This is a genomic window from Leptospira weilii (assembly GCF_006874765.1).
Taxonomy (GTDB): Bacteria; Spirochaetota; Leptospiria; order Leptospirales; family Leptospiraceae; genus Leptospira; species Leptospira weilii.
Genome location: NZ_CP040840.1, coordinates 1,930,001 through 1,947,667 on the forward strand (window position 1 = coordinate 1,930,001; position 17,667 = coordinate 1,947,667).

The 17,667-nt window shown below is 44.0% G+C and carries 15 protein-coding genes (1 of these 15 running past the window's edge); 6 read left to right on the plus strand and 9 right to left on the minus strand.

Annotated elements, in window-relative coordinates:
* The 5 genes from mnmA to nhaC all read left to right on the plus strand — a co-directional run.
* Window positions 1-749, plus strand: the 3' portion of a protein-coding gene (gene mnmA, locus FHG67_RS09095) for a tRNA 2-thiouridine(34) synthase MnmA (protein WP_002624435.1). 379 nt of this gene lie to the left of the window's left edge; only the last 749 of its 1,128 coding nucleotides appear in the window; the start codon falls outside the window, past its left edge; the stop codon is at window positions 747-749.
* A gap of 22 nt (window positions 750-771) precedes the next feature.
* Entirely contained in the window at window positions 772-3,054 is a 2,283-nt protein-coding gene (locus tag FHG67_RS09100; RefSeq protein WP_004499070.1) for an alpha-hydroxy-acid oxidizing protein, read from the plus strand.
* Window positions 3,055-3,169: 115 nt separating this feature from the next.
* Window positions 3,170-4,261 (plus strand): PilZ domain-containing protein, encoded by a 1,092-nt coding sequence (locus tag FHG67_RS09105; protein WP_026054447.1) that lies wholly within the window; start codon window positions 3,170-3,172, stop codon window positions 4,259-4,261.
* An 8-nt stretch (window positions 4,262-4,269) separates the two neighbouring features.
* Window positions 4,270-5,427, plus strand: coding sequence for a pseudouridine synthase (locus FHG67_RS09110; protein ID WP_004504137.1), 1,158 nt, complete (start codon window positions 4,270-4,272; stop codon window positions 5,425-5,427).
* Window positions 5,424-6,836, plus strand: a complete 1,413-nt coding sequence (nhaC, locus tag FHG67_RS09115) for a Na+/H+ antiporter NhaC (RefSeq protein ID WP_004499039.1) — start codon at window positions 5,424-5,426, stop codon at window positions 6,834-6,836. The genes FHG67_RS09110 and nhaC overlap by 4 nt, the downstream gene beginning before the upstream one ends.
* 425 nt (window positions 6,837-7,261) lie before the next feature.
* Here the strand turns inward: nhaC and FHG67_RS09120 are convergent, their stop codons facing one another.
* The 7 genes from FHG67_RS09120 to fliF form a co-directional block, all read right to left on the minus strand.
* A complete protein-coding gene (locus tag FHG67_RS09120; RefSeq protein ID WP_002626429.1) occupies window positions 7,262-7,645 on the minus strand; it encodes a hypothetical protein in 384 nt (127 codons plus the stop codon).
* 13 nt (window positions 7,646-7,658) lie between these two features.
* Complete coding sequence (locus tag FHG67_RS09125) at window positions 7,659-8,306, minus strand: periplasmic-type flagellar collar protein FlbB (protein WP_004496007.1); 648 nt, start codon at window positions 8,304-8,306, stop codon at window positions 7,659-7,661.
* Between the two features lie 158 nt (window positions 8,307-8,464).
* Entirely contained in the window at window positions 8,465-9,025 is a 561-nt protein-coding gene (fliJ, locus tag FHG67_RS09130; RefSeq protein WP_004499052.1) for a flagellar export protein FliJ, read from the minus strand.
* Window positions 9,026-9,028: 3 nt separating this feature from the next.
* Window positions 9,029-10,393, minus strand: coding sequence for a flagellar protein export ATPase FliI (gene fliI / locus FHG67_RS09135; RefSeq protein ID WP_002626403.1), 1,365 nt, complete (start codon window positions 10,391-10,393; stop codon window positions 9,029-9,031).
* 315 nt (window positions 10,394-10,708) lie between these two features.
* Window positions 10,709-11,632, minus strand: a complete 924-nt coding sequence (gene fliH, locus FHG67_RS09140) for a flagellar assembly protein FliH (protein WP_002626492.1) — start codon at window positions 11,630-11,632, stop codon at window positions 10,709-10,711.
* A 3-nt stretch (window positions 11,633-11,635) separates the two neighbouring features.
* The gene (locus FHG67_RS09145; RefSeq protein WP_002626401.1) at window positions 11,636-12,604 is read right to left on the minus strand and encodes a FliG C-terminal domain-containing protein; all 969 of its coding nucleotides are present in this window, start codon (window positions 12,602-12,604) and stop codon (window positions 11,636-11,638) included.
* Window positions 12,604-14,304: a flagellar basal-body MS-ring/collar protein FliF gene (fliF, locus tag FHG67_RS09150; protein ID WP_004499041.1), complete on the minus strand. Its 1,701-nt coding sequence runs from the start codon at window positions 14,302-14,304 to the stop codon at window positions 12,604-12,606. Before fliF ends, FHG67_RS09145 begins: the two co-directional genes overlap by 1 nt.
* A gap of 219 nt (window positions 14,305-14,523) precedes the next feature.
* Between fliF and FHG67_RS09160 the strand changes: the two genes are divergently transcribed.
* Window positions 14,524-15,408: a DUF3658 domain-containing protein gene (locus FHG67_RS09160; protein WP_244947486.1), complete on the plus strand. Its 885-nt coding sequence runs from the start codon at window positions 14,524-14,526 to the stop codon at window positions 15,406-15,408.
* A gap of 130 nt (window positions 15,409-15,538) precedes the next feature.
* On the opposite strand, the gene FHG67_RS09165 is transcribed toward FHG67_RS09160, so the two are convergent.
* Both FHG67_RS09165 and FHG67_RS09170 read right to left on the minus strand, forming a co-directional pair.
* Window positions 15,539-16,675 (minus strand): peptidoglycan DD-metalloendopeptidase family protein, encoded by a 1,137-nt coding sequence (locus FHG67_RS09165; RefSeq protein WP_142499746.1) that lies wholly within the window; start codon window positions 16,673-16,675, stop codon window positions 15,539-15,541.
* A complete protein-coding gene (locus tag FHG67_RS09170; protein WP_020781505.1) occupies window positions 16,668-17,666 on the minus strand; it encodes an N-acetylneuraminate synthase family protein in 999 nt (332 codons plus the stop codon). Before FHG67_RS09170 ends, FHG67_RS09165 begins: the two co-directional genes overlap by 8 nt.
* Between the last annotated feature and the right edge of the window lies 1 nt (window position 17,667).

The following is a 17,667-nucleotide window of genomic DNA, read 5'->3' on the forward strand; positions in this document are numbered from 1 at the left end:
CCACCGGTCATTACGCCAGGATTGTGCGTAACGGAGAACGTTATGCGATCGCAAATGGGATCGATGTCGGAAAAAATCAGGCTTATTATCTATACGGGCTTTCTCAAGAGAATCTCAAAAATGTAACTTTCCCTCTCGGAGGGATGACGAAACCGGAAGTCAGAGAGATTGCAAGGAGAATGGGGCTTTCGGTTGCTAATAAAGCCGAGTCTCAGGAAATCTGTTTTATTCCGGAGAACGATTACAGAAAATTTTTGAAAAAGAAAAATGTGGAATTCACTCCTGGTTTTTTCAAACTCCGGGACGGTCGTATCATCGGCAAACACAATGGTCGGGAAAATTTCACGATCGGTCAAAGAAAAGGGCTCGGGATCGCTTGGAAAAATCCTCTGTATGTGATTGCGATCGAAGACGACGGTTCCGTAATATTAGGAGAAGAGAATGAAACCTACACGGAATCTTTCTCAGTGATCGATGCAAATTATCAAGGTTTTGCACCGCTCGGCGAGGGAGAATCGATTGAATGTAGGGTTCAGGTTCGTTACAGACATACTCCGATTCGTTGTAGAATCACGAAAATGAACGAAGATCTTGTTGTAAATCCTCTGGAAGAAGTTCGTGGAGTGACTCCGGGGCAGTCCGCAGTGTTTTATCCGTTGGATTCCGATTATTTACTGTTAGGCGGAATCATTCGCAAGGGAAGTGTAAGGATGCGGGTTGCCAAAGAGGAACCAGCGGTCGCTTTTTGAAGTTAAACAAGGATTTTCTTTTTTGTCTCTGAGTCATAAAATCGCAGGAAAGACGATATTAATCGTGGGTGGGGGGCTTCTACAAGTTCCGATTATCCAAACCGCGAGAATGATGAAGCTGACAACGGTCGTCGCCGACATGAACGCAGACGCTCCCGGAATGAAAATCTGCGATATCCCCATGGTGATGAGCACTAAGGATATCGAGGGAATGGTGCGGGAATCCAAAAAGCTCGCGACGACAATCAAGATAGACGGAGTGATCACAGCGGGAACCGACGCGAGTATGACTGTGGCTGCGGTTGCAAATGCCCTTGATCTTCCCGGAATCCGTTACGTGGACGCGGAGGCCGCTTCCAATAAGGTGAAGATGCGCGAGCGTTTGAAAAAAGCGGGAATTCCTCTTCCCGGTTTTGCGCCTGTTTGGAGCTTTTCCGATACGAGAGAAGCATTAGAATTTTTGAAATTTCCTCTTGTGATGAAACCGGCGGATAATATGGGCGCGCGCGGTGTCATCAAGGTGGAAAATAGGGAAGAATTACAGGCTGCATTCAAACACGCGAAAAAATATTCTCCCACGGGAGAAATGATTCTCGAAGAGTACATGCCCGGTCCTGAAGTTTCCGTGGATGCTCTCGCTTGGAACGGGAATTTCGTGATCACCGGAATCGCGGATCGAATCATAGAAAGAGAACCTTTCTTTATCGAGATGGGACACAATATGCCTTCCGTTTTAAGTTCATCCGTTTTGAAAGAAGTGGAAGACGTAATGTTCCGAAGTATGAAGGTTCTCGGGATTACTCTAGGTGCCGGAAAGGGAGATATCAAAGTTACTCCCGACGGAGTCAAAGTAGGAGAGATTGCCGCGAGATTGTCCGGCGGTTTTATGTCCGCGTTCACTTTTCCTCTTTCTTCCGGAATCAATCTGAACCGCGCAGCGATTCTGATCGCATTGGGGGAGGAGCCGGATAATCTTACTCCCACGGCGCAAAGAGTTTCGATCGAACGTTGTCTTTTGGCTCCGAGAGGAAAACTTCTTGCGATCGACGGAATCGAAGAGGCTCGTAAGATCGAAGGAGTCAATGATCTGTTCCTCATGAATAAGATCGGAGATATCATTCATGAACCTACGAATAACATCGAAAAAACGGGGCACGTTATCATCAGTGCCGATACTTTGGAGCAAGCCGAATCCGTTTTTGAAAAGGTAAAGAATACGATCCGATTTACCTGCGACGAGCTCTATTCCGTGTCCGAAAAAGAAATCCAGCAGAATGCGAGACTGCGTTTTGGAAAAGAGGTTTGTTGGGTTTGTAAGGTCTGCGATGGAACCGATTGCGCTTCCGGAGTTCCGGGTATGGGCGGCTTGGGAAAAATGCTTACGTTCCAAGATAATATCAATGCGCTGCGAGAGTATTCGATTCTTCCTAAATATATCCGGGAACATATTCAAGCTGTCGTTGAAACTAGTTTCCTAGGAAAGACAATTAAAACTCCGGTGATGGCCGCGCCAATGACTGGAGCCGTTACGAATATGAACGGGGCCATGGACGAATTCACCTTTGCGGCCACGTTGCTGGAAGGATGTCGGACGTCGGGTACCTTAGCGTGGTTAGGCGACGGCGCAAGTCCGGAAAAGTATTTAATCATGCTCGAAGCTGTCCGTAAAACGAAAGCGGATGCGATTCTGATTTGTAAACCTAGAGAAGACGAAGGGCTTTTGGAAGAAAGATTTAGAGAATCGGAAAATTCCGGTCTCTTTGCGATCGGTATGGATGTGGACGCGGTCAACTTTAAGACCATGACGTCGAAAAATATTTCTTCGGTCACTCGGAATGTCTCCAGACTCGGAAAGATTCGTTCTTTTACAAAATTACCTTTTATTGTCAAAGGTATTATGACTCCACAGGACGCACAATTTGCGATCGATGCGGGTGCGGATTGTATCGTCGTATCCAATCACGGCGGAAGGGTTTTGGACGACATGCCTGGAACCGCCAGAGTTCTTCCCGGAATTCGAAAGGTGATAGGCGATAAAGTTCAGATTACAGTTGATGGAGGAGTGCGGAGTGGAATGGATGTTTTTAAGATGATCGCGCTCGGTGCGGATGCTGTTCTTGTGGGAAGACCGATGGCAATTTTTGCGATCGGAGGAGGAGTTGCGGGGATTCGGTTTTTGATCTCCCAATATACGGAAAATCTTTTGCAATCGATGAACGTTACCGGAGTCGAAACGTTGAAAGAAATCGGAATGGAACTTCTCTTTCGAAAAAAAATGGACGAAGAAAATTCCATGTCTGAATAAGAAAATCGTTTTACTAACTTGGAATTTCCGGTTTAATATTCGAACCGCAAATCACGATGCCGGGTTATGATTCCGGATCGTGTTCGGATTGAAAATCATGGATCTCGCCCAAAGTATGGATAAGCTCATCAATGACCCGGAAGGGATTCACAAAATTCTACAATCTCTTTTTACTCGGCTTCCGGTGGTTATTCTCTCCAATAATCGCCCTCTTCCGGTAAGGGTAGTGGGTTTGAAAGATTCATTTCGAATTGTCGTAACACTTCCTCCCGGAACTCCGACGGAACAAAATCGTAAATTGTTTCTGATCCATAATAATCATAGGTTTGCGGCCTTTTGCACGGTCGAGCTTCACAATCCGGCGAACGGAGTCGAGCTTCTGTTTACGAGTGCGATCCAAGTCACGATTGCACAGAGAACCGAAAAAAGGATTCACGTAGATGCTTCTTCTGGATTTCAAATCACACTTACGAATATCATCAATCAATACAAAGTCAGAAAGGCGATCGGATTTGCGGATAAAAAGATAGACGAGATCGTCAAAAAACACGCGAAACTCTTAAAAGAAACGTATCCTCTTTCCAATATCTTTTTTTCGGATAAAATGGATAACAGGCTGAGACTAATGTATAATTTTGATCAACCGATTTATATTTTAGATCGTTATGCTAAATCGGATGGGAGCGGCGGATTCCAATTTCTTCCGTTTTCGGAATATCAAAAACTGATCGCCGTCAACACTTTAGAATCCGGAATCATTTCCGAAATTTCTATTATGATTCGTTACAAAGGATATACTCCTCTCGGTTACGTTCAGATTCTTTCCGAAAAAGAACTGAACGCAAACGATTTCAATTCCGCTAATATTACGGCAAACGCGATTTCCAAAGAAATCATCGCTTCCGGTTTTTTCCAGGAATCCAAGGAAAAATGTAATGTGGATAATATCTCCATGCAAGGGGTCGGTTTTTTTCATCATCAATCCATTTTCTTTTCCAGGAGTTTCGCAGTGGGGGAAACGATCCTGTTTGATATCAGTTTTTCCCCCGAAAGTAAGGGAACGTTTCGCGCCGTGATCCGAAATATCACCAACACGGATAAAATGTTCCGAATCGGTTGTGAATTTTTTAACTTGAACGAAAGGGAAGAAAATATGATTCAAGCCTATATCGATTCTAAAGATAATTCCAAGGAAAACCAAAGCTGAGTGTCGTTTTGATCAATCGTCCTGTTTCATCTAAGGAACCGGAAACTTTATGGGAGCAATTTCAAATCTTTATTTCCAAAGAGGAAGCGGGAATCAGGCTCGATCATTTCCTTTCCAAAAAGTTCACATATCATTCGAGAACCGTTTGGCAAAAGGAAATCAACGAAGGGCGAATTTCGGTTTCCGGTAAAAAAGTAAAATCAGGAATTCTTCTCAGAGAAGGAAATACCGTCGTTTATCAACCGGTTGGAAGAAAAGAGCCGCCCATTCGGACGGATTACGAGGTACTTTATGAAGACGAGTTTTTTGTGGCGGTGAATAAACCGGGAGATCTGCCGGTTCATCCCGCTGGAAAATATCGAAAAGGAAACTTGCTTACACTTCTTAAGGAGTCCGGAAAGTTCGAAAATTTATTTACGGTTCATAGGTTGGATAGGGAAACTTCGGGTGTGGTTTTGTTTGCGAAGGATTCCAAGACAGCTTCTCTTTTATCCGGATTTTTTAGTTCTGGAAAAATTCGAAAATACTATATTACGAAAGTATATGGTGATTTTCCGAGAAGGAAAATCGCGTACGGCGTTTTAAAATCCGATTTTTCCTCTAGAATACGGAAAAAAAGAAAATTTGTCATTTTAAAATCTAATTTTTTAAAAAGAAATAAAAAATACCTCTTGGAAAGTCTCTCCTCATCCGGGGAAGAGTTTTGCCTTACAATCTTTCAAAAAATTGAATCTGATTTTATTAAGACGAAGTTTCAAGAAATCGAATCGGATGTTGGAGAATTGAAAGTTCGATCTCGGAAGAAGAAATTGAATTTTGAAAGTTTACAAACTCAAAACGAAAAAACCGAGGGATCGAAAGTTCGATCGATCCATCCGAAGCGAGAGTCGGAAACCTACTCTTTCGTTTTATGCAAACCGATTACGGGACGTATGCATCAGATTCGGGCCGTACTTTACGGTTTGGGCTTTCCTGTTTTGGGAGATAAACTTTACGGTAGGGACGAGGAAGTTTTTCTCGAATTCATCGAGGGAAAAAAACCGGATCTTACGGAAAGATTGGGAATGGAAAGACAGGCATTACACGCATACGCGATTCGTTTCAATCATCCGATCACAAATCGGAAGATGAAGATCGTAGCCTCCGTTCCAAAGGATTTTTGGTGAAAACGACGGAGTCGGAGCCCGGGTTATTTGAGTCTTTCATTCCGGTAATTGTTCTCGTGATGGGACTCGGTTACGCGGGAGTTGTATTTGGTAACGGGACCGTGGACGGACCTGCGCAGATGCTTTTGATCCTTTCGGGAACGGTCGCCAGTTTGCTTGGAATTCGTCTTGGAGTGAAATGGGAATTTTTGGAAGAACGAATTCTAGAATCTTTGAAGAACGTTTTAAAACCAGTACTCATTCTTTTATTGATCGGTTCCTTGATAGGAGTCTGGGTCTGGTCTGGAATCGTTCCGTCCATGATCGTATGGGGATTGAAACTTCTCAAACCTTCCTTTTTTTTAATAACCGCCTGTCTTTTATCTTCCGTCGTTTCCTTGATTACTGGAAGCTCCTGGTCCACCGTTGGAACTGTGGGAGTCGCTCTCATGGGAATTGGTACCACGTTAGATGTTTCCCCCGGAATTGCGGCGGGTGCGGTCGTATCCGGCGCTTACTTCGGCGATAAACTTTCTCCGTTTTCGGAGACTACCAACCTTGCGTCTTCGATAGCTGGAACACCGCTTTTTACGCATATTCAGCATATGTTATATACTACTTTACCGGCTTTTTGTATTGCGATCTTATTTTTCACTTGGATGGGCTTTGATTATTCCGGATCGGAAGGCGGAGATCAGAAGGTAAGCGAGGTAATTCATCTACTTGAAAGATCGTTTCGAATCCATCCAATTTTGTTGTTTCCCCCTGTTTTGACATTCGTATTAATTTATTTTAAAGTTCCAGCTATTCCTTCCATTCTCGCAGGAATTCTATCGGGAGTTTTGTCCGGAATTTTTCTGCAGCATTCGGATTTGGATTTCCCGGAAGTTTACAGACAGGTTTTAAACGCGGCTTCCAAAGGGAACATGGCGAATACCGGAAATTCCCTTACGGATGCGTTACTTACGAAAGGAGGAATGGCTTCCATGCTTCCGACGGTTTGGTTGATTTTTTCTGCGATGTTTTTTGCGGGCGCTATGGAAGGAGCCGGGTTGATTCAGGAAATCACTAAAGGAATATTAAAATATGCGAATACAGATCGATCTCTTTTGATTGGAACGATACTTACGAGTATCTCCGCGAATTTACTCTCTTCCGACCAATATCTTTCGATTTTGGTTCCAGGTAAAATGTTTAAGAAGTCTTACGAGGAACGAGGTCTTGACTCTAAAAATCTTTCGAGAGCATTGGAAGATTCCGGTACGATGACCTCCGCCTTGGTGCCTTGGAACACCTGCGGTTCTTTTATGGCGGCTGCACTCGGAGTTCCGGTAGTCGTATTTCTTCCTTATGCGGTTTTGAATCTAAGCAGTCCTTTTATCTCTTTGATTTGCGCTTGGACCGGATGGACGATCCGGAAAAAGAAATAAGACAAGATGGCGCCCTTCTGGGCCATAACCTTACCCACAAGTAATGGGATCTCAAGATCAATTTGTCGGAATTCCAACAAATCCTCTGTGAAACTTAGTTCCCACAACGCGCCCTAAACACCGACCCATAGGAAGGTGTTTACTGAGTTTAGGAAGCGTTGTGCCTGAGTTTCCTTTATTTTTGGGTGGGGGAGAATAAACTCCATTTCGCTCTCTAAGGGTCGCGAAATAGGTGGAAAGGTTCTGGAAATTTTTCTCTATCAGAAAATTATAATTTTTGCAAGTAAAGGTCTTATTCTTGTTGGAACACTTGAAAAATATCAGTTTTTGATCTTTCTGATTCTAAAAACCTTTTCAATTTGCGGGTAACGTTATGACTCTATTATGTAGAGATGAGTAATGCCGCACATAAATCCAACTAACGTTTATCTGCAATCTGGAGAATCGACCAAAATAAAAGGCATCGAGATAAGAGCTCCGTTTGATTTCAATTCCCGATCTTTGAGATAGAAACCGCAAACGGAAACGTAACTTCCTACTTGAACACTGGAGATTAAGGAAGTTGAATCCGAATCCAAAGCGACCGGCTTGCCGGAAAAGTAGACCAAAAAACGAATCGAATTTCCTTTATATAAAATCTCCGAAACCGTTCCGGAAATTTGAATTGTTTTTCCGAAAGCGGCGGAAGGATTGGAAACAAGCTCATAACCGCTGATTTTTTTGGTAGTGTTCTTTTTTGCTATGACGGGGGATTCGAATAACAGTAAAAAAACGAAGACGATAAAAAGTAATCTGATTGTGAAATTCATGATTTCTCCGAAATTATGGATTGGCCTCTACAGCGTCATCGGGGATGCCGGGGGTTTTGATTCCGCTCGACCTACTGAGCCATTTATTTGTAATCATTGCGCGTCTATCCGCGGGAAAGAGAGTTAGGAGATAAGTAGTAATCGTCGGTCTTCCGTCGTCTTCCGCGTCTTTGTCCATCTGAATAAAAACGTCGATGATATCTCCATCAGGCCAGTTTGCGAGCATACCGACCGCCGATTCGGGGGGCATATTTCCTACTTTGTCCGCGAGAACCTTTACGAGTTTTTGACGACTATTTTTTTCCGAGTCGGCCGATTTCATCTCTTTTTCTTTCGTGATGAGGCCCTGACGCATTTCCTCAAGTTTTTCCATTTCCGCTTCGAGCTTTGCTTTTTCGGCCAGAAGTTCCGCCTTTCTATTTTCCAACTCGTCTAATTCTTCCGCAAATCTTTCCTGAGCTTTGGCGAATTCCAATTTTTGGAGTTCCGTCGGAGATTCGTTGTCTTGGTTAACGAGAGCGGGTTCTTTGCGAAGAAAGGGAAGAAGTTCCGCAGCGTTGATGATTTGGAAATAGTCAAAAACAAAAAAGCCGATTCCCAACAAGAATAGGATGAGAAGAACGAGATACGTAGCTCTTGCCTTGTCGCTTAAAGATGCCATGCTAAACCTTTAGATCGATTCGGTTTCCGTTGATCTTATTTTCCAATAGTTCCGCTTTCTTTTGAAAATCGGAGATTTTCTTTTGAAGACTGAGAATAGAATCCGTAGTTTGCGGGGAATTTTCGGCAGTGACGTTTAGGATTTTCTGAAACAGGGATTCACTTTTTGTATCTGTCGTAGAGTTTTTTGATTTCTGAAGCTCCTGGGTCGTCGGATTCGGTTCTTGAGCCCGTATCGTACGTAAAGATTCTCGGAGCCGGTTCAGGTTCAGAGGATTCATAATTTTTTCTCCATTGGATGGATTTAAGCTGATTGTAATGTTCTTCGAGTTCGAACTTTTCTCTTTTGAAGTATGACTTTTTGTAAGCCTTGTATTGGTTCTCTTTGAGGATTTCCAAAATCTTACGATCTTTTTGAGCGAGAATCAACTCGGCTCTTTTTGCGTCGAGTTCCGGTTTTTTATCTTCTATATCGGATTCCAAGTTTTCGTTTTGGGTGATGAGAGAACGGATATAACCCTGATGAAGTTGGTAATCTCTTAAAGAAGCTCCGCGGAGAGAACCTCCGGTTAGAAACTCTATCTGTCTTTCGTTCTCTCGAATGGAATTGCGGATCTGATTGATTTCTCCCGCGACGAGGGAGAAGCTTTTAAGTTTCTCGTCTTCTTTTTTTTTACGAAGATTTAAAACGGGTTCCAGATTGAATTGAAATCGTTTCAAGAATTAGAACTCCTCTTGTTCCTGCTCGTCTTCGAGTATCTCTTTCAATCCTTGCACCGCCTGAGAATAGGTGCTTCGTTCCTGAATTTTCTGTTTCAGATAACGATCAATCTTATCTTTTTTACGAATCGCAAGGTCGACTTTAGGGTCGGAACCGGATACGTATGCGTTCAAACGGATCAATTCTTCCGCGGAATTATAAACACTGATGAGTTCCCGGATCATCCCCGCTCTTAGATTCTGATTTTCCGGAGCGATTCTTGCCATCACTCTCGAAAGGGAAGCGGGAATATCCACCGCGGGATAATGGTTTTTTTCCGCGAGTTTTCTGTTTAGGATGATATGTCCGTCTATATAACCTCGAACGGCATCCGCGATCGGATCCTCCATTTCGTCCGCTTCGGTGAGAACAGTATAAAATCCCGTGATCGTTCCGCCGGACTTGGAGGTTCCGGAACGTTCTACAAGTTTTGCTAATTTAGAAAAAACGGATGAACTGAAACCTCTCGTGATCGGAGGTTCGTGGTTGGAAGCGGAGATTTCACGGTTGGCTTGAGCAAATCTAGTTAAGGAATCCATCATTAAGTTTACATGTTTTCCTTGGTCTCGAAAGTATTCCGCGATGGAAGTGGCTAGCAAAGCGCAGTTAACCTGTTCCATTTTGGGAGCGTCCGAGGTGGCGGCGAGAACAACGGATTTTTGAAGACCTTCTTTTCCGAGGTCGATCTCTATAAATTCGTTTACTTCTCGGCCCCTTTCTCCTACGAGAGCGATGACGTTTATGTCCGCGTTCGTATAACGCGCGATCATACCGAGGAGACTGGATTTACCGACGCCGGAACCGGAAAAGATCCCGACACGTTGCCCCCTTCCTATGGTAAGGATCCCGTCGATTGCCCGAACCCCGGTCATGAGAACATCCCGAATGATGGGGCGATCCAGAGGATTTGGAACGTCGTTATCGGGTCCGCGTTCTTCTTTTGTGATGATATGACCTTTTTTATCGATCGGTCTTCCGACCCCGTTTAAAACTCTTCCAAGAAGTTCTTTACCGACGGGGATTGCGAGTTTTCTTCCGGACGAAAAAACGAATGCTTCCGGATAAATTCCTTCGATGGGACCGAGAGGCATCAGGGTATAAACGTGACCTTCAAAGCCTACAATCTCACACTGTAGATAACCTTCTTTCCCGCTTTTCTGAACGTCCATGAGTTCTCCGATTTTAGAATCGGGAGGTCCTTCCGAATAAATAACATTTCCGGAAACTCGAATTACCTTTCCGGATTTTCGGATCGTTTCGGTGCGATCCATGATCAGGAAGTATTTCGACATCACGTCTATTTTTTCGTGAAATTTCTTTTCAATCATAGAAAAACTCGGAATTATCTCTTGGTATCCTGAGTTTGTAGGAAAGTCAAGTATCTATGCGAAAATAAAAGAATTATGTCGCTTTTAGACCGGAAAGAAGAATCTCTCGTTTGATCGGATGTTTTGTATGAGTTCCTACATTTATCCATCATTTGTCCAAAGACCTGAATTTGTAGGAACTCATACAAAAGCACATACCTGAATCAACTCCGAGATTTTTCGTTTTTGTGGGAACTCACACGCAATCTCTGTTTGCGATATTGATTTGTGGGAACTACTGCGTTTTGAAACAAGAAGCGTAAGAGTTCCTACATTTCAAATCGGTTCCGCGTTTCGGATCGCTTCTTCGATTTCCTTGAGCTGAGTGGAAATTCTCGCGTCGATCGCGCCCACGTCGGTTTCGATGATAACACCGCCCCGATCCACACGAGAGTCTTCGTAGATATTGACCTTGCGAAGAGATTCCATGAGTTTGATGAGTTCGTCTTTGTGTGCGGTGGTAAGTTCTAAGTCCGCGAAATTGACTCGAATGTCCACGCGATCCCTGTCCTTGATTCTCTTTAACGCTTCTCTAATATTGTTGAGAACGATTTCCTTTCTTTCGATGATCTCGTCTTTGATCACCTTACGCGCGATGATGAGGATCATCTCCACCATCTGCTTTTCCGAAGCTTGGATGATTTCTTCTCGGATGTCGATCGCCTTACCTACGATGGTTCCCAAACGGTCGATAAGACGTCTAACTTCTCCCTGGCCCTTTTTAAAACCGACTTCCCGTCCAGCGTCATAACCTTTTAAATAAGCCTCGTGTTCTATCTCCGCGACTTTCATCTCGGCTTCCTTGATCATCCTCTCGACTTCCATTTTGGCTCTGTCTAGAATCTGTTCCGCTTTGGCCTTGCCTGTGTCTTCTTCGAGCTTTACTTTTTCTTTGGAATCTTGGATCATTTGGAAGGCGCGTTTGCGTCCTTCTTCCTCGATTTCTTCCGACTTTCTTCTTGCGTCTTCGAGGAGTTTGCGAACCTGTTCCTCGTTTTCTTCTCGGTAACGGCTCAGTTCCGCTTCGATCTCTTCGATGGAAGGTCCCTGATACTGTTCGATAATGTTCCCTTCTTGATCTACTTCGAACTCTTCTGCGTCTTCGTCTCTGTGGAACTTTTTGTATTTATCGGGAATTGCTAATTCTACCTGATCTTTGATATCCGCGATTTGTATGGGTTTAAAGACGAGTTTGGCCATGAGTTAAGTCGTTCTCCAAAATTTGATACTTCCTTCCTCGATTTCGTCCCGGAGTCTTTCTAAGATTCCGTTCTGAGCGGTCTCCATTTCGGCGAGGCTGATCGGACCCATGGAGTCGGATTCCAATCGGATGGAAGAGGAGAGAGCGGGTTCTAATTTTTCGAGAATTCGCCTCTGAACCTCCGTTTCCGTGCCTTTGAGCGCACACGCGAGGACGATCGGATGAAAGGAAGAAAAGAACCGATTTAGCGGTCCTCTTTCCAAGTATAACAGATCTTCCATCCGAAAGAAGTGTTCCATTATATTTTCGGCAAAACCGGGACGTTTCTCGCGGATTCGATCGAAGATTTTTTGAGAATCTCCGGGACGTAATCTTCCCAAAAGATCGGCGGCCTTTTTTCCCATAGGATTGTGGATCGGGAGACTTTTTTCCTCAAGAGCCAATGCTTCGAGTTTAAACTTCAGAAATCTTTCCAAACGATTCTTTTCATATTCGCTGGAAAGATCCAGATCATGGATCCGTATGAGAATCTCTTCTTTCATCTTTTCGGGAAAGTCGTTTAACACGGCCGCCGCCGCATCCGGATTTCCGAAACATAAAATCAGAGCGATCATACTCGGTTTTTCTCCGGATACGATCCTTGAAATCTCTTCCGCGCTTTTTGTCTTTAGTTCTTGGAGAAGATCCCTTTCCTCTTTTTCTTCTTTGAGAAGAGCTTCCAGTTCCCGAATGAGATTTAAACTTTCGGGGTCGATACTTTCTTCTTTTCGAATTCTGGAGAGGGAATTTAAAAAAGAAGAGAGAATTTCTCTCTCTTCTTTGGAATCCGGTTTTCCGGTTTTGTGAAATGTTTCGAGGAGTTTTCCCGTCTCCTCCGGACCCAGATGACGGTAGACTTCCGGAGGGAGGTGCTCTCCCAGAATCCGAAGAAGGCTTCCCGCTCTGTTTTGTCTGGAGGACAGCGGATTCATCAGCCCGCTTCCTCTTCAGAGAGCCATGTGCGGAGAAGTTGTGCGACTTCTTCCGGTTTTTCTCTTGCGAGGTTGATCGCGTTTTCTAGAAGTTCTCTTCTGTATTTTTCGTCCAGAGAAAGTTCCACTTCCGCTCCGCCTTCGTCCATCACTCGAAGCGCCGCTTCTCTCATCATTTGTTGTTGGGCTGCGAGTTCTTCCTCTCTGAGTCTTCTTCTTCTTGCGATTTCTTTTTTGACCGCTCTGTAGACCAGGATGCTTACGATCAAGAGAAGGATGATAATCAAAGACGCGATGATCATCTGGCGGATCGCTTTTTGTTTGCGGAGTTCTTCGTCTTCTGCCGCGAACTGAGAGGATCTGTCTTTTGGAATCGTGATGACCGAAATCTGATCGCCTCTTGCCTTATCGATTCCGACGGCGGACTCAAGGTTTTTACGAATTTGTCTGAGTTCGTCTTCGGAAACTGGAACGTATTTTCGATCGTAACCGGTTCCGTCCTCTTTCTCTTTTTTTTCCCACATTCCGTCGATCACAACGGAGAGATTCACTTTTTCCACTTTCCAAGGTTGTTTTTGAACTTCGGAAACTCTTCTGTTAAATTCGTAGTTGTTGATGTTTTCGGATTTGCTGTATTCCGATTTTTGATAATCGGTGTCCTTGTATCCAGGAGGAATGTTCGGCTCGGTTCCCGCGGGACCGTCCGGAGTAAATCCTCTTCCTTTGAAATCTTCTTTGGTTTCTTTGGAGGAAACTTTGAGAGAATAGCCGTCCACAAGTTTCAATTCGGAGTAAGGAGTGTTCGGGTTGTCTGGAATCGCGACAACGGGAGATACGGAATTGTCTTTATAGGATTCCTTATCCCAGTTTAAGTTATATTCAAAACGTGTAATATCAACTCTGTCTTCCCCTCCGAGTAGCCAGCGGAGTGTGTTTCTCATATCGATCAAACGTTGGATTCTTTGCTCTTCGCCGATTCTTAATTTTTCCTGAACGATTCGGAGCTCCAGCCTTTCTTTTTCCAAGTCCTCTTCGAAGTCGCTGATGATCTTTCCGTCCGCGTCCGCGACGCTGACGTTTTCGGGTTTTAATTTCGGAACGGCTCTCGAAACCAAGTTTACAATTCCTTTGACTTCTTTTCTGGAAAGGGATTCGACTCCCGGAATATAGTGGAGGATTACGGACGCTTTGACGGGAGATGAATTCGAGCTGAAGAGTTCGTCTTCTGGGAAGGCTATGTTTACATATGCCTTGTCCACGGAGCGTAACGTCATCAAGGATTGTTCTATGGCGCCTTTGAGGGCTCTGTATTTTTTGATATCCTTATCGAACTGGGTTTCGGTGAATTTATCCACATTGAAAAGTTCCCAACCCTGAACTCCGGCGGGAATTAAGTTCTCTTGAGCAAGTTTCGTTACGATTTCTTGTCTTTGCTCCGGATCGACCGTAATCACGCTCGTATCCGAACTTCCGTATTGATAGCCGAGAGAGTCCAGTTTTTTGGTTACTTCGGCAAAGTCTTTGCTCGTTAAGTCTTTAAACAGAACTACTCGGTTTTTTTGAAGGGAGATTGTGGAAAGAATTCCAATCGCAACCAGAACGGTTAACGCCACCCCTCCGAGTATAAGTTTTTTAGTCGTATCCAGGGTCGTAAAAAATTCCCGGATGTTGTTTAAGATTTTCTGCACTTGCTCAGGCATAACGGATCTCCACCGAATTTACGATACGGGACATAATCAAATATCGGAAAGAAAGTACAATCTCTTTTCCGATTTTTTTAGAAAGTTTTCTTTCGACACACAAATGTTAAGCGCCCTGGGAAGGGTCTATTCGTCATTTTGAATGTGTTTTGGAGGGGTCTTTTGTGTACTGAACTTTTGTGTAGTGGGGATGCGCGCTATTTTCACTCAATACACATTATGCGCTATCGAATGTTCGTTGTTTACGGAAGATTTGTGGGAATCTATTGCGATCAATCGAAATCGAATTTACCCTTCGTTAGATGGAAAGAATACTGGTTTCGAATGTCCACGCTTCATATTTTGTCCAATGCCTATAATGCGAAAAAGTTAAAGGACCTGTTTCCGGAATTTACGATTGTTTCGATAGACGACTACGATTTGTATTTCGGGCCGTTGTCGAGTTTTCCGGAACGTCTTTTCTATTTGGCTGAAACGTTTTCAAACGATCGCGCGCTTTGGAAAGAATGGAAATGGATTTCCGATGCAATAAACGCTTTCGAAAAAAAGATCCGATCCAAAAAAACGGAATCGGTAATCGTTTGGTACGATGAGTTTACGAACGATCAAATCTTTCTGCGCATGGTATGTTGGTTCTTGCGCGATTACGAAGGTTCGGTGAAGGTCGTCAACGTGAAGAATTGGTACGATTGGGAGGATTCAAATCGTACGAAAATTCTTACCGAATATAAGAAATCGAATTTAAGCCGCGATTTGGATTTTCAGGAACGCAATCGTTATTCGGACGAGTATGTGGAGATCCGAGATCGAAAAGAAATGTTGCGTGAATTCAAAGAAGGAAAGATCGTTTTTTTACCCGTCGATCACTATGATTCCGATATTTTACTTTCGATAACGAAGGAGTGGCAAACGGCGCTTCGAGTCGTAGGAACGTGTTTGATTCGACAGATCGATCGGGGTGGAAAGGATCTAACTGACTCTTTCTTTCTATGGAGGATCCTGAATTTAATCCGAAGCGGTTCTGTGGAAGCCGAAGGTGATTTGAACGATTGGCGCCAATTTCGAATTCGACTTCCCGAAGAGAGGTCGATCGTAAGCGCATAACGCACTTTAAACCGAACTCGTTTTAGTAAAAGGCGTTGTCTCGGATCTTCCATTTTAAACGAAGAGACTTACGATTGAAGGGGTAATTTTGAAATTCGGTTTTTCTCATTCCCTGGTCTGTAAAACGATCTTAGTCCGCTCCGTTGCGTCTAAAAAAGAATTGCAATAGCTTACGAACCTGAGCCGGAGGAAGCCCGTTCCCGAGGAATTCTCCGTCCACCCAAATTTCAAAATGAAGGTGAGTGTTGTCGGTTAAACCTTTTGCTTCTTCGATGAGTCCCGAGTTGCCTACGGTACCGATCGATTCTCCTTGTTTGACTTTTGCGCCCACTTTTAGATTTTTTCGAATTGAAGAAAGGTGATTGAAACTCGACATTACGCCATGTCCGTGATCGATCCAAACCTGCCTTCCTCCGAAATCCTTTTCGACGTAAGTAACCGTTCCTTTTTGGGATTGGGACGTGTGATATTCGTAGTCGGAGAGAGTCATGGGAAAATACGAATGATCCGCGCGAACCACAACTCCGTCCGCCGGAGCGATCGCTTCGTCTTGGAAGTTTAGATTTCGGATTCGACCGTCTAGTTCTTTTTTTTTGTATATATCAATTCCCTTATGAACTCCGTTTCGATAGACACGGGGAGCGTTCGGAAGTTGAAAGTCGAAACTCGGAATCAATCCGTTTGGAACGGGAAAGGTATAACCGCGAAGTCTGGGTTCGATTCCGTTTAATAGCTTTTGATTCAGGAAAAGTTTAAGATCGCTAATCACTACGCCGTGATCTGTCGTATCCGGGAAATAAATTCTCAAAACCGAAGCGTCCAAGTTTTCAAGTTTGTGGAAATTATGCAGTTCCACATTCTGATTTACGAATATGGTTCTCCAGTCGTCTCGGATCAACACCTGAACTTCGTATTTTTTTGCCGCTCTTTCTTTTCTAAAAAGGGGAACTGTGATTTCCAGACCGTTGATGAGTCTTTTGGATCCAAAATCGACGATGATCCATTCCGAACCGGAACGATTGGTGGAATACCAGTGCGTGTTCGAATCGGAATCGAATAGGTTAAACCCTCCATATTCGGATGAAAAGGAAGAAGATACCGAATAACTGAAGGGTGCCGTAGTCCATCTGCCGAAATCGATAAAGTCTGTTTCGGAACCTAGATTTCCATACGCCGCGGCGTCTCCGGAAGCGGAAATGATAAAAAACAGGAATCCGATCTTGACGATCGGATTTATAATATTCAAAAAACGGAATGAATCAAACATGAAAGGGTTTGCCCGGTTTCGATTCGAGTCCGTTTGCCTTTTCGACTTCCCAGGAATCTAAATACGTTCCGGCTTTTTGAGTTAGATCCGGTCGGAGAGCGATCGGCGAACCTTTGGAATCCGCGTACAACGATCTTCTACCGAAAAATCTTCCGCTTATTTCTTCCGGCCAAGGTTTTTTTTCGCCGTTTCCCCTCATCTTCCAAGCGGTAAGAACGTTTTCACAAATCGTTTTTAGTTCTTCCGGGTTTGCGGAAATTCCGTGATCCGGTCCGTCCAAGTTCCGATCCAAAGTGAAATGTTTTTCGATCATACAAGCCCCCAAGGAAACGGCGATTGAAGCGGCGACACTTCCGACGGTATGATCCGAAAAACCGACCGGAAACGGATAAAGGTTTTTGAATGTTTCTATTACTTTAAGATTCGCTTTTTCCGGAGGTGTCGGATAAAGAGAAACGCAGTGTAAAAGACAGAGTTTGTCCGTTCCTTCTTTTTCTAAGAATGAAATTGCCCGATTCACTTCGAAAAAATCCGCGGCGCCCGAGGAGAGAATCACCGGAAGTTTCGATTTTGCGGCTTCTAAAAGAAGGGTTTTGTTGGTAACGTCTCCGCTTGCAATCTTGATCGCGGGAACTTTAAGACTTAAAAGAAGATGCAAAGAACTGACACAAAGAGGGGTGGAAAAAAATATCAGACCTTCTTCCACTGCGGTTTTTTGAAATTTTCTGTGCATTGTTTCGGATAATTCATATTTTTTGAATATATCCACTAGGATTTTAGCGTCCGGATTGCGGATGTCTACGAACTCTTCCGTAACGTAGGATTGGAATTTTACGGCCTGGGCTCCGGCCTTCTTCGCTGCGGCGATCGTTTTTTTACCGATCTCTTCGTCGTTATTGTGGTTCAACCCGATTTCTGCGACGACGATTGGAGGGGATTCCGCGCCTACGTATAGATCGGATGCGATTGAAAATTTTTTTAGAAAAGTCATG

Bases quoted from the DNA above. Each gene is read 5' to 3' on its own strand.
- FHG67_RS09105 (WP_026054447.1), top strand. From the start codon at position 3,170: ATGGATAAGCTCATCAATGACCCGGAAGGGATTCACAAAATTCTACAA.
- FHG67_RS09125 (WP_004496007.1), bottom strand. From the start codon at position 8,306: ATGGCATCTTTAAGCGACAAGGCAAGAGCTACGTATCTCGTTCTTCTC.
- fliF (WP_004499041.1), bottom strand. From the start codon at position 14,304: ATGCCTGAGCAAGTGCAGAAAATCTTAAACAACATCCGGGAATTTTTT.
- FHG67_RS09165 (WP_142499746.1), bottom strand. From the start codon at position 16,675: ATGTTTGATTCATTCCGTTTTTTGAATATTATAAATCCGATCGTCAAG.
- fliI (WP_002626403.1), bottom strand. From the start codon at position 10,393: ATGATTGAAAAGAAATTTCACGAAAAAATAGACGTGATGTCGAAATAC.
- FHG67_RS09145 (WP_002626401.1), bottom strand. From the start codon at position 12,604: ATGAATCCGCTGTCCTCCAGACAAAACAGAGCGGGAAGCCTTCTTCGG.
- FHG67_RS09120 (WP_002626429.1), bottom strand. From the start codon at position 7,645: ATGAATTTCACAATCAGATTACTTTTTATCGTCTTCGTTTTTTTACTG.
- FHG67_RS09160 (WP_244947486.1), top strand. From the start codon at position 14,524: ATGCGCTATCGAATGTTCGTTGTTTACGGAAGATTTGTGGGAATCTAT.
- fliH (WP_002626492.1), bottom strand. From the start codon at position 11,632: ATGGCCAAACTCGTCTTTAAACCCATACAAATCGCGGATATCAAAGAT.
- FHG67_RS09170 (WP_020781505.1), bottom strand. From the start codon at position 17,666: ATGACTTTTCTAAAAAAATTTTCAATCGCATCCGATCTATACGTAGGC.